The 11,484-nt window shown below is 60.1% G+C and carries 12 protein-coding genes; 8 read left to right on the forward strand and 4 right to left on the reverse strand.

From position 1 onward, the window contains the following. Positions 1 to 448 (forward strand): amino acid permease (locus L0H65_RS07005; protein WP_301458121.1); only part of this gene is annotated, 448 nt, incomplete at its 5' end. Between the two features lie 7 nt (positions 449 to 455). Here the strand turns inward: L0H65_RS07005 and L0H65_RS07010 are convergent. Beyond that, a complete protein-coding gene (locus L0H65_RS07010) occupies positions 456 to 809 on the reverse strand; it encodes a hypothetical protein (RefSeq protein WP_301458122.1) in 354 nt (117 codons plus the stop codon). Positions 810 to 1,228: 419 nt separating this feature from the next. Here L0H65_RS07010 and L0H65_RS07015 point away from each other — a divergent pair, with 419 nt between their 5' ends. The 6 genes from L0H65_RS07015 to L0H65_RS07040 are packed head-to-tail and all read left to right on the forward strand — an operon-like array spanning position 1,229 to position 7,839. After that, a complete protein-coding gene (locus L0H65_RS07015) occupies positions 1,229 to 2,200 on the forward strand; it encodes an ABC transporter permease (protein ID WP_301458123.1) in 972 nt (323 codons plus the stop codon). A 10-nt stretch (positions 2,201 to 2,210) separates the two neighbouring features. After that, positions 2,211 to 3,185, forward strand: a complete 975-nt coding sequence (locus L0H65_RS07020) for an ABC transporter permease (protein ID WP_301458124.1) — start codon at positions 2,211 to 2,213, stop codon at positions 3,183 to 3,185. 4 nt (positions 3,186 to 3,189) lie between these two features. Then, on the forward strand, positions 3,190 to 4,392 hold the full coding sequence (locus L0H65_RS07025) for an amidohydrolase family protein (RefSeq protein WP_301458125.1): 1,203 nt from the start codon (positions 3,190 to 3,192) through the stop codon (positions 4,390 to 4,392). Beyond that, positions 4,389 to 5,882 (forward strand): amidohydrolase family protein, encoded by a 1,494-nt coding sequence (locus tag L0H65_RS07030; protein WP_301458126.1) that lies wholly within the window; start codon positions 4,389 to 4,391, stop codon positions 5,880 to 5,882. Before L0H65_RS07025 ends, L0H65_RS07030 begins: the two co-directional genes overlap by 4 nt. Next, complete coding sequence (locus tag L0H65_RS07035) at positions 5,879 to 6,859, forward strand: ABC transporter ATP-binding protein (RefSeq protein WP_301458127.1); 981 nt, start codon at positions 5,879 to 5,881, stop codon at positions 6,857 to 6,859. The genes L0H65_RS07030 and L0H65_RS07035 overlap by 4 nt, the downstream gene beginning before the upstream one ends. Beyond that, complete coding sequence (locus L0H65_RS07040; RefSeq protein ID WP_301458128.1) at positions 6,856 to 7,839, forward strand: ABC transporter ATP-binding protein; 984 nt, start codon at positions 6,856 to 6,858, stop codon at positions 7,837 to 7,839. Before L0H65_RS07035 ends, L0H65_RS07040 begins: the two co-directional genes overlap by 4 nt. Before the next feature lie 62 nt (positions 7,840 to 7,901). Here the strand turns inward: L0H65_RS07040 and L0H65_RS07045 are convergent, their stop codons facing one another. After that, entirely contained in the window at positions 7,902 to 8,642 is a 741-nt protein-coding gene (locus tag L0H65_RS07045; RefSeq protein WP_301458129.1) for an aspartate/glutamate racemase family protein, read from the reverse strand. Positions 8,643 to 8,645: 3 nt separating this feature from the next. Then, positions 8,646 to 9,284 carry a flavin reductase family protein gene (locus tag L0H65_RS07050; RefSeq protein ID WP_301458130.1) on the reverse strand — a complete coding sequence of 213 codons (639 nt, stop codon included), beginning with the start codon at positions 9,282 to 9,284 and terminating at the stop codon, positions 8,646 to 8,648. Between the two features lie 179 nt (positions 9,285 to 9,463). Here L0H65_RS07050 and L0H65_RS07055 point away from each other — a divergent pair, with 179 nt between their 5' ends. Beyond that, positions 9,464 to 10,150: a GntR family transcriptional regulator gene (locus L0H65_RS07055; protein ID WP_301458131.1), complete on the forward strand. Its 687-nt coding sequence runs from the start codon at positions 9,464 to 9,466 to the stop codon at positions 10,148 to 10,150. Between the two features lie 22 nt (positions 10,151 to 10,172). Here the strand turns inward: L0H65_RS07055 and L0H65_RS07060 are convergent. Continuing rightward, positions 10,173 to 11,484: amidohydrolase family protein (locus L0H65_RS07060; RefSeq protein WP_301458132.1), on the reverse strand; the 1,312-nt coding region annotated here is incomplete at its 5' end.

Below are 11,484 nucleotides of genomic sequence, written 5' to 3' on the forward strand. Positions count from 1 at the left end.
GATGTCGCCACGCTACAACACACCGGTCAACGCCATCCTGTTCGTCGGCGCGCTGTCCATCGTGGCGCCACTGTTCGGGCGCAAGGCGCTGGTCTGGCTGGTTGATGCGGGCGGGCTTGGCATTGTGGTCGCCTACGCGGCGGTCGCGGGGTCATTTCTTGTCCTGCGCCGTAAAGAACCCGACATGCCGCGCCCGTTCCGGGTCAGCCATCCGATTGTCGGCTGGGGTGCGCTGGTGCTCGCTGTGGGGATCGTGCTGCTTTACATGCCAGGCAGCCCGGCGGCGCTGGTCTGGCCTTATGAATGGGCAATTGCTGGCGGTTGGGCGCTGCTTGGCGTCGGCTTCTATCTTTGGAGCAAGGTCGCCCATCCGGGTGAGGCAGGGCATATCGTGATGCAGGAGTTGATTTCCGGTCATTCCGATACGGCGGAACCCTCCGCGACCTGATCGCGCGTCACTTCAACGTAAGCCCGCTGGCGGTTTCGATCACGTCGGCGGGCTCAATATCATTGCGGATCCAGAAATAGCGGAACCCCAGGGCGCGCAGCCACTTCTCCAACCGGTCAAGGCTGCTCCACTCCCGCCGCAGGCCGCGCGCGCTCAGAAGCTGCGCCCATTGGCCATCAACCATGAAATATACAGTCCATGTCAGCGGGAATTTGTCCGGGTCTGCAAACCCGCCCGCTTCGGTTTCCCGCCAGGACCGCACCGCCACCGGATAGGTATTGATGCGATACGCGGCCGAGAGGCCGGGTATTTCATTCTGGCGTACCGAGATCGTCGGTATCGGGGGTGGTGTGGTTGTCATGTGCTTTTTTGGTTTTCCCTGTTGCATCTGTTCTGACATATATCTGAAGGCTTGAGAACCCGGCGCTTCCAATCCGCAAGCCGCTGAATCGCTGGCGTTGATGGATGGAGGAATTGCCCGCGCGTCGTTGCATCAGGAATCCATGCGCGCCAACTTTGCATTCATCGTCGGCCTATCCAACTGAAACACAATGCAAAATGCAGAGAAGCAAGATCTCGCGGCTATAATGTCAACAAAAAGGTTGACAAAATGATCGACAATGTTGAAATTTCAGTGAGAACGAGGGGGGACGGCGACATGAGGAATCCCGGAGGGCTTGATGCGGACACGACATTCGTTCGGTTCACGTCGCCAGAGGCCGACATTCCTGCGGTCCAGTCCGAAACATCCCTGAATCAGCCCAAGCGGAGTGCGCGGATATGCTCGTTTTCATCATAAAGCGGCTTTTGAATGCTGTCATGGTAATGCTGGTAGTGGCGTTTCTGGCCTTCCTGATCTTTCGGGTGGCGGGCGACCCGGTGGAGTTGATGGTCAACGAAATGTCTACCCAAGACGATCGCGACAGGTTGCGCGAAAGCCTCGGGTTGAATGACAGTTTCATCACGCAATATGTGCGCTTTGTCGTCAATGCCGCGCAGGGGAATTTCGGCATTTCGTTCCGCAACGGGCAAGAGGTGCTGGGTTTGATCGCCGAGCGTTTCCCTGCGACGATGGAATTGGTGCTGGTTGCAACCATTCTGTCATTGTTGATCGGGGTTCCTTTGGGCGTTCTGACTGCCATTCATCGCGGGCGATGGCATTCGGAAACCTTGCAATTCCTTTCCATCGTCGGGGTCTCGCTGCCGTCTTTCGTGGTCGGAATCCTGCTGATCCTCGTTTTCTCGGTGACGCTTGGCATCATGCCTGCCTTTGGCCGGGGTGAAGTGGTGCAACTGGGCTGGTGGTCGACGGGGTTGTTGACCCATTCGGGCCGCATAGCGCTGGTGCTGCCTGCAATTTCGCTATCGCTTTATCAGATCACCTTGATCATGCGCCTAGTGCGGGCCGAGATGATGGAGGTGATGCGCTCCGACTTCATCAAATTTGCACGGGCGAGAGGCGTGCCACGTTGGCGCATCCAGTTCCGCCATGCGCTGAAAAACTGTCTGATGCCGGTGATCACCATGACCGCGATGAATGTCGGCGCGCTGATCGCCTTTGCCCTGATCACCGAAACCGTGTTCCAATGGCCGGGCATGGGGATGCTGTTCATACAGGCGGTGACCTTCATAGATATCCCGGTGATGTCGGCATATCTGTGCATCATTTCCTTTATCTTCGTGGTGCTGAACACGATTGTCGACATCACCTATGCGCTGATCGACCCGCGCCTGCGCAATGCAACCCGCTGAGGAAAAGCCCATGTCAAGCCCCGTTGCCCGTGACCGGATCGCCAGCGCCAACCCGGCGCAACCGTTGCCAAGGCCAGGACGGTGGGCGCGCCTGCGGTCCAGTGATCTGTGGTGGTCGTTCACGCATAAACCATCGGCGATGATCGCCGCCGCGGTGTTGGTGTTTCTGATCGTTACTGCCTTTGCCGCGCCATTGATTGCGCCGCAAAACACCTATGATCCGGCGGAGCTGGTACTGTGGAATTCCGAGATTCCGCCGATCTGGACGGCAGATGGCCAAATGCCGTTCCTGCTCGGCACCGACACGCAGGGCCGCGATATCCTGTCGGCCATTCTTTACGGGTCGCGGGTGTCGATCCTGATCGGCATTGGTTCAGTGATCCTGTCACTTGCTGTGGGGCTTAGTCTTGGTCTCATGGCGGGGTATTTTGGCGGATTTATCGACAATATCCTGATGCGGATTGGCGATGTGCTGTTATCCATTCCGACGATCCTGATCGCGATTCTGGTGTCCGCCATGGCGATGCAGGCACTACCGCCGGAGTTGCGCGAAGTGGGGGCGGCAGGCGTGCTGATCCTCGCAATCACGCTGTCGGGTTGGGTGCAATATGCGCGGATGGTGCGGGCGCAAACCGCGGTGGAGCGCAACAAGGAATATGTGCAGGCGGCGCAGCTTTTGAAAGTGCCGTCGCGGCGGATCATGCTCTATCACATCTTGCCCAACACGCTGACTCCGATCATGGTGGCCGCAACGCTCAACTTCGGGTTGGCGATATTGACCGAGGCGACACTGTCCTTCCTTGGCATCGGTATGCCCGTCAGCCAGCCGAGCCTTGGCACCCTGATCCGGCTTGGCAACCAGTTCCTGTTTTCCGGCGTCTGGTGGGTGGTGATTTTCCCGGTTGTCCAGCTTTGCTTTATCGTGGTGTCGGTCAATGTCTTGGGTGACTGGCTGCGCGACGCCTTGAACCCGAAACTGAGGTAATCCAATGTCGAACCTGCTGATCAAGAACCTGCGCCCGATGGCGGCTGCTGCCTGCGACCTGCTGATCCGTGACGGCAGAATTGCGGCCATTGGTGCAGGGCTGGAACCCGGCGGCGCGGCGGTGGAGGATGCCAAAGGCGCGATTGCCATTCCGGGGCTGGTGGAGGCGCATACCCATCTGGACAAGACGGTTTGGGGGATGCCGTGGTATGCGGGGCGCAAGGGTGGCGTGCTGCAAAATCTGGTGGATAATGAACGGAATGAACGCGTCCCGTTGGGTCTGGACGTGCATCGCCAATCCATGCGGCACGCGATCCAACTGATAGAGACCGGGACCAGCCATATCCGCAGCCATGTCGATATTGATACCGATCACGGCTTGACCCTGCTCGAAGGTAAAATCCGCACGCGCGATGCGCTGGCAGGGCTGGTGGATATCCAGATTGTCGCTTTCCCGCAATCGGGTCTGATGGTGCGCCCCGGCACCTATGAGTTGCTGGATGCGACGCTTGCCAATGGCGCGGATGTGGTCGGTGGGCTGGACCCGTCCTCGTTTGACCGCGACCCCAAAGCCTCACTCGATGCGACCTTTGCACTGGCGGTCAAGCATGGCAAGCCGATTGACATTCACCTGCATGAACCCGGCGAATTGGGCGCTTTCACGCTGGAAATGATCATGGAACGCACCCGCGCGCATGGGCTGTCCGGCTTGGTCGGCGTTTCGCATGCGTTTTGTCTGGGTATGCCGGATCAGGCGCGCGTGGCGCATTTGATCGAACAGGTTGCGGCGTTGGATATCCGCATCTTCTCCACCGGTGCGCCTTCGGCAAGCTGTCCTTCGCTGCAAGCGTTGCGGGCGGCGGGAGTCAAGGTTGGCATCGGCTGTGACGGTATCCGCGACACATGGGGGCCGTGGGGCCAGCCCGATATGATGGATCGCGCCCGCATTGTCGGCATGAAAAACAAGATGCGCCGTGATGATGAGTTGGAGATGCTGTTGCACACCGCTTCCTCCGGCGGGGCCGATGCGATGGGGGTTGTCGGGCATGTGCTTGGCATTGGTGCGGCCGCGGATCTGACTTTGGTTGCGGGGGAAACCCTGGCCCATGCGGTCGTTGAACAGGCTGCGCGCCCGATGGTTGTCAAAGCCGGTCGCGTGGTGGCGCGCGGCGGCAAACTGTGCGTGGATGGGGTGGTGATGCCATGACCGGGTTGGATACCCTGAAACTTGGCGCGCAACCCACTGGGCGCACTTTGCTGACCGCCGATTGGGTGCTGGGACACGGGCCGGACGGGCACCGGCTGTTGCCGAAAGGTGAGGTTGTGATTGAAGCCGACCGCGTGATTTTCGTCGGCCATCGCTTTGCGGGAGAGATTGCGCGGCGGATTGATCTGGGTCGTTCGCTGATTTCGCCGGGCCTGATTGATCTTGACGCGCTGTCCGATCTGGACACGACAATCTTGGGCATCGACCATCACCCCGGTTGGGCCAAAGGCCGGGTCTGGCCGCGTTCTTATGTGACCAGTGGCCCCTATGAAATGTATTCGCCCCAAGAACTGGCGTTTCAAAAGCGTTTCGCCTTTGCCCAGTTGTTGCTGAACGGGATCACCACGGCCGCCCCCATCGCATCTCTATTCTACCGTGAATGGGGCGAAACGGTTGCGGAATTCACCGCCGCTGCGGATGCCGCTGGCGAACTTGGGCTGCGGGTATACCTGTCCCCGGCCTATCGCGCGGGCGGCATGGTGCTGGAAGCGCCCACCCGCATGGAGCCGGTGTTTGATGAGGCGCGGGGGCTAAAAGGGCTGGCCGATGCAATCGCCTTCATCGGCGAACAGGATGGGCGTTTTGACGGGTTGGTGCGTGGGATGCTCGCGCCCGACCGGGTGGAAACCTGCACCGAAGCACTGTTGCGCGAAACCGATGCTGCCGCGCGTGACTTGGGCTGCAAGTTCCGGCTGCATATGGCGCAAGGCCAGATGGAACGCGACGTGGTGCAAAAGTTGCACGGGTCCACCGCGCCGGAATGGTTGGCGAAGTTGGGGTTGCTGAGTGATCGGTTGATCGCGCCCCATGCGACCAACGCGACCGAAACCGACCTGCGACTTTACGCAGACCACGGTGTCAGCATTGTGCATTGCCCGCTGGTGTCAGCGCGCGGCAGCGGTTCGGCTCTGCGATCCTTTGGCAAGGTCAAGGCGATGGGGGTCAATATCGCGATGGGCACCGACACCACACCGCCCGATATGCTGCTGAACCTGCTGACCGGGTTGATGGCGGCGCGGATTGTTGATGCCAGCCCTACCGCTGTTCGTGCGGCCGATATGTGGGATGCGGCGACGCTTGGCGGGGCCAGGGCGCTTGGCCGAGATGATCTGGGTCGCCTCGCCCCCGGCGCGCAGGCCGATATCGCGGTCTTTGGTCTGGATGATGCGATCATGACGCCCGCGATTGATCCGATCACAACGCTGGTTGCGGGCGGGTCGGGCAAAGTCACCCGCGCCGTGTTTGTGGCCGGGCGGCTGTCAATGCGGGCGGGCGCGGTTGCCGGAATGGATATGGTCGCGGCGCAAACCCGGGCGCAGGCGCAATATGACGGGTTGGTGGCGAAATATCCTGACCGCAGTTGGGATCATCCACCGGTGTCCGACCTGTTCCCCCCAAGCTACCCCTTGCAAACGGATGGCCCGACATGACCCAGACCCCGATCCTTGACGTCAAAGCCTTGCGTGTCGAATTTCCCGGTCGCCACGGCACGGTTACGGCGCTGGCCGATGTTTCATTCTCGATCCAACCGGGTGAGATTTTGGGCGTGGTCGGTGAATCGGGGGCCGGCAAAAGCATGGCCGGACTTGCAGTTCAGGGGTTGTTGGAGCCGCCGGGCCGGGTGTCTGGGGGTGAGGTCAGGTTGGACGGGCGGCGGATTGACACGCTGACCGACGGTGAAATGGAAAAGGTGCGCGGCAAGGAAATCGGTGCGATTTTTCAAGATCCGCTGACCTCTCTCAACCCGCTGTTTTCGGTCGGGCAACAGTTGGTTGAAACCATCCGCCTGCATCTGGGCCTTGACCGCAAAACGGCGCGGGCGCGGGCGATTGCGCTGCTGACCGAAGTGGGTATTCCCGCGCCAGATGTGCGGGTGGATCACTACCCGCACCAGTTTTCCGGCGGGATGCGGCAGCGGGTTGTCATCGCGCTTGCCCTGGCCGCGCGCCCGAAACTGATCATAGCGGATGAGCCGACGACGGCGCTTGATGTCTCGATCCAGGCGCAGATCACTGCGCTTTTGCGCAAACTCTGTGACGATCACGGCACAGCGGTCATGCTGGTGACGCATGATATGGGTGTTATCGCCGAAACCGCTGACCGTGTGGCGGTGATGTATGCCGGGCGCTTGGTGGAAGTTGGCCCCGTGGCCGAAGTCATTGCCAACCCGCAACATCCCTATACGGCGGGGTTGATGGGGTCGATCCCGGCTTTGGGCGCACGGGTGCCGATGTTGACGCAGATCGACGGCTCCATGCCGCGGCTTGATGCAATTCCGGCAGGTTGTGCCTTTAATCCGCGCTGCCCGAAAGTGATGGATCGCTGCCGTGTGGAACGCCCCGAGCTGATGCCGAGCGGCAGCGGCCAAAGTGCCTGCTGGCTGAAAGCGATGGAGACGACACCATGACCATAGCCCTTTCCGTTGTTGATCTGACCCGCGATTTTGATGTCTCGGCCCCGTGGTTGAACCGGGTGATCGAACGCAAGCCAAAAGCGTTCTTGCGTGCCGTGGATGATATCAGCTTTGAGGTGCCACTTGGCTCCTGCCTCAGCCTTGTCGGCGAATCCGGGTGCGGCAAATCCACCGTGGCGCGGCTGGTGACTGGGCTTTACCGCCCCAGCAGTGGGACAATCAAGTTCTCCGCGGGCAAAACCGGCGCGCCGCTGTCGGCGCAGATGATCTTTCAAGACCCTTTTGCCAGCCTGAACCCGCGTTGGCGGGTGTTTGACGTCATCGCGGAACCGTTGCGGGAATTTGGCTTGCGCAAAGGCACGACCGCGATTGCCGGCCGCGTGGCCGAATTGTTGACCACCGTGGGGCTTTCGCCCAATGATGGCCGCAAGTTCCCGCATGAGTTTTCCGGTGGGCAACGGCAACGCATTTCCATCGCCCGGGCCTTGGCGGGGGAGCCGGAGTTTCTGGTCTGTGATGAGCCGACTTCAGCGCTGGATGTGTCGGTTCAGGCGCAAATCCTGAACCTGATGCGTCGGTTGCAGGATGAAATGGGCCTGACCTATCTGTTCATCAGCCATGATATGAGCGTTGTGCGCCATATGTCCAACCAGATCGCTGTAATGTATCTGGGGCGCATCGTGGAACAGGCCGCGACCGAGCAGCTCTTTGCCGATCCGAAGCATCCCTATACCCGCATGCTGCTGGAAACCATCCCGAACGTCCGCAATCCCAAACGTCAACGTGAGGCGCCTGCTGGCGAAGTCCCAAGCCCGATGAACCCGCCCTCGGGATGCACATTTCACACCCGTTGCCCGCTCGCCGATGGCCGCTGCAAGGTGGAGCGTCCGGAAATGCGGGCCTATCCGGGTGGCAGCCGCGTCGCGTGCCACCGCGTCGCGGAAAGCATGGCAGCTTTGGCGGTGCCTGCCTGATCGGGGCAATATGGAACCGGAAAACCCAGAGAATCCGCTGCACCGCTTGCAGCGGGTTTTTTTCATGCGGTGATGGCGGGGCAGTGCAAGCTGTCTTCGTCTTTGCCCTTGTCGCGTGGAAAATTGTAACTGCCACGCTTGGAAGTGGCATACCCCCCGCCAATCAAACCTTCAATCAGCTTGACCGCTGCGACCACCCCGTCAATCACCGGCATCCCCGATTTCAGGGCCAGTCGCTCGCAGAGTTCCGACATTCCGGCACAGCCGAGGATGACGACTTCCGCGCCGTCGATGTCGCGCGCGGCCTCAATCTCTCGCAGCAGGCGGGCTTCGGCGATCACAGGCTCCGCCTCCAGCGCAAGCACCGGCATATCCACCGCGCGCACTGATTGACAGCGTGATGATGCACCGTAAGCGGCGACCAGATCCTCGATGATGGGCACCGAGCGTGGCAGGGTGGTCACGATGGAAAAGCGGTTGCAGATGGTTGTCGCCACCTGAACGGCGGCCTGACAAATGCCGACCACCGGACCGCGTGCCACTTCACGGGCCGCTGCAAGGCCAGGGTCATCGAAGCAAGCAATCACAAAGCCCTGCGCCCCGCGCGCTTGACCGTCCTCGATCAGGTCGAGCATGGCGGGAACGGAGCGCGCCTCATCGCTATAGCCTTCGATACTGCGCGGTGTGCCGATGGGGTTTGCCGCCTCGATCACGGTGCCGACAAAAGCACAGGCTTCGGCGCTGGTGCGGATCTGCGCGGTCATGGAGGCGGTAGAGTTCGGGTTGATAACCATAATCCGCATGGTTTACGCTTCCTTCTTGGCCAGACGCCCCTGCACCGATGCAAGGCCGGGAGAAGGCATTTCGAACTGGCGATCCGAGGTGATGTAATTATCGGCATGAAGCCGCGCGATGGGCTGATAAACGGCGGGGTCGACATAATGCCCTTCGGCATCCAGACAGTCGCGCCGCACATGCATATGCACGACTTCCCCCAGCACAATCACGCGGCGGTTGTAGTCGATCAACCGCTCTACCCGGCATTCCATCGCGCAGGGGGCTTGCGCGACCCAATGTGCAGCGATCTGGGTGCCAGGAATGCTGTCAAACCCTGCCAGCGCGATTTCATCGATATCCGGTTCGACGCCGAGGCCGCAGACAAGCATCCCTCCGGCCAGCGCCATATCGACCATGTTCACGGCAAATTCACCCGTCTTCCGGATGTTGCGCAGCGTGTCTTTCTCCTCCCCGTCAGGGCGGGTTTGAATGCCCAACACCACAATCGCCGGGTCATGGGAAAACACGTTGAAAAAGCTCATGGGCGCGGCGTTGTTCTGCCCTTCAACGGAACGGGTGGAGACAAGCGCAATGGGGCGGGGGCCGACAAAATTGGTCAGCAGCCGGTATCTATCAGCCGCCTCCATCTGGGAAAAGTTGAAGTCCATGATATTCCTTGCAAGACTTGCTTTGCCGTTCTAGGTCAAACGCAATCCGATGCGCTTGCAAACCCTATGTCGTTACATATTGACAATATTGTCTACAATTTTGTAGTCAAGTTCTATATGGCCTTTGAATTGACTTTGCGATGCAATCGAAAGAAGTCTTATACAGCAGAGGGATCATAATGTATCAGGCATCAGACACGCGGCATACGACCACGGCAGAGATTTGCGAACGGATCTGGCTTTCCATCGCTGAAAAGAAACTCCGCCCCGGCACCCGGTTGAAGGAAGAGGAGCTTTCCGAAGTTTTCGACGTGTCGCGCGCGCGGATCCGGCAGGTTCTGTCGGCGCTGGAAAGTGACGGGTTGGTGACAATCGTGGCCAATCGTGGGGCCTTTGTGGCAGAGCCTGATATTAACGAGGCGCGGGATGTGTTTCACGTCCGCAAACAGATCGAAGACCGAATTATTGGCCATGTGATCGCCCGTGTGTCAAATGACGAGATCATGCAACTCGAACGCCACACCGCCAAGGAGCGGGAGGCCGCCAGCCGTCAGGACCGGTCAGCCACGATCAAACTGTCGGGCGGGTTCCATCTGTTGCTGGCGGAGCTTTCCGGCTCCACCTTCTTGCACGGCATCCTGCACGACCTGATTTCCCGCAGTTCACTGATTTCAGTCATCTATCGCCGCACGGAGTTGCATGATTGCGGCCCCGATGAACACGTCGCTCTGATCGCCAGGATCAAGGCGCGCGATTTTGAAGGCGCCCGCGCCATCCTGCACGACCATCTGCAACACATCGAAGATGACCTCGATCTGGAAACCGAGGATACTTCGCTGCGTGATCTGCGGCAGGTTTTCGGTTAAACCGGCTTGTCGCTGCGAAATCTCAGACTGGCAGATCGGGCAATGTGACCCGTGTTTCAAATGTGCGATACACCTGCCCCCAACCGGGCGCGTGCAGATGTTGTTGCAAGCCGCCGCGCGCAACCAAGGCCCGCGCCTCTGCGTTGCCCAGATCCAGCGCGGCATCGACATCCACCCGCAGAACCTTCCGGTTTTCCATCAACATCTCACCATCCACCATCACGGTTTCCACATCGCCGCCGGTGGCTTGATGAATCAAGCGATGAGCCGGCAACCAGTTCGGCGTCAGATGCGGTTGGTTCATGTCGATCACGGCGATATCCGCTTTCTTGCCCGGTTCCAGCGAGCCGATTTCAGCCTCCATCCCCAGGGTGCGGGCGGCGTCGATGGTGATCATTTCCAGCACCTTGCCGGGTGGAAAGAAATAGCGGTCATGGTTGCGCAAAACATGCTGGGTTGACTGAAAATTACGCGCGGTTTGCAGCATGTCGAAATAACGGCTTGGCGCGGTTCCGTCCGAGGTGAGGGCAAGGCTGACCCCGCGCGCCATCATCTCGATCACCGGGGTCGAACGGCCGGGCGGCGCGTGGGTGACATGGGTGCCGGTTTCCGCAAGGATATCAATCTCCTCATGCGAAATTCCCCAGCAATGTTGCAAATGGATATCGGGGCCAAGCAAAGCGTTTTCCTTGTCCTGAAACGCAAGTCGGATTTGTCCGGCGAAGGCATCGGAATGCAGCCGAACCCCGTATTTCCGCGCCAGTTCGCGCACGGCGCGGGCCTGATCGCGGTCATCCTTGGTCAGCGATACCGCCTGATCGGGGCTGGACATATTCGACGGGTCAAGCGATGGAACGATGGTGAAAGGCGTGACATAGACGCTGGTTTTGCCATTGCCCGCGCCGTGGATGCTTTGAATAACCGCCTCGGTGCCGTCCATCATCTGCGCAAAGGAAACCGAGTGCGGCACGGGCTTGCCAGTTTCCCACCGCGTCACGCTGCGCGGCCAGGGCAGGCCGGCAGGGCCGACGCTCACCACCTCGCGCAGCCCGATCTCGGCGTAGGCGCGCGCGTGCTGGATGGCGAATTCCGGGTCATCACTGCGCGGCATCGAGGAAATGATGCTGAGTGAAGTCGTGACGCCTGCTTGCAATCGCTCCAAACCCGAAACAAGCCCGTCCGCGTACCAGAATTCGCGCGTGGTGTAGTGGTAATAGACCGGAGTTACAATCTTCATCCAAAGCGGGTTGGTATCCACGGCTATTGAGCGGATAAGGCAGTGCCCGGCATGGCCATGCGCGTCGATGAGGCCGGGCAGGATCAGCTTGCCCCGG

It is taken from the genome of Pseudorhodobacter sp., from assembly GCF_030452865.1.
Classification (GTDB): domain Bacteria; phylum Pseudomonadota; class Alphaproteobacteria; order Rhodobacterales; family Rhodobacteraceae; genus Pseudorhodobacter.

Bases quoted from the DNA above. Each gene is read 5' to 3' on its own strand.
- L0H65_RS07025 (WP_301458125.1), top strand. From the start codon at position 3,190: ATGTCGAACCTGCTGATCAAGAACCTGCGCCCGATGGCGGCTGCTGCC.
- L0H65_RS07035 (WP_301458127.1), top strand. From the start codon at position 5,879: ATGACCCAGACCCCGATCCTTGACGTCAAAGCCTTGCGTGTCGAATTT.
- L0H65_RS07015 (WP_301458123.1), top strand. From the start codon at position 1,229: ATGCTCGTTTTCATCATAAAGCGGCTTTTGAATGCTGTCATGGTAATG.
- L0H65_RS07050 (WP_301458130.1), bottom strand. From the start codon at position 9,284: ATGGACTTCAACTTTTCCCAGATGGAGGCGGCTGATAGATACCGGCTG.
- L0H65_RS07020 (WP_301458124.1), top strand. From the start codon at position 2,211: ATGTCAAGCCCCGTTGCCCGTGACCGGATCGCCAGCGCCAACCCGGCG.
- L0H65_RS07045 (WP_301458129.1), bottom strand. From the start codon at position 8,642: ATGCGGATTATGGTTATCAACCCGAACTCTACCGCCTCCATGACCGCG.
- L0H65_RS07040 (WP_301458128.1), top strand. From the start codon at position 6,856: ATGACCATAGCCCTTTCCGTTGTTGATCTGACCCGCGATTTTGATGTC.
- L0H65_RS07010 (WP_301458122.1), bottom strand. From the start codon at position 809: ATGACAACCACACCACCCCCGATACCGACGATCTCGGTACGCCAGAAT.
- L0H65_RS07055 (WP_301458131.1), top strand. From the start codon at position 9,464: ATGTATCAGGCATCAGACACGCGGCATACGACCACGGCAGAGATTTGC.
- L0H65_RS07030 (WP_301458126.1), top strand. From the start codon at position 4,389: ATGACCGGGTTGGATACCCTGAAACTTGGCGCGCAACCCACTGGGCGC.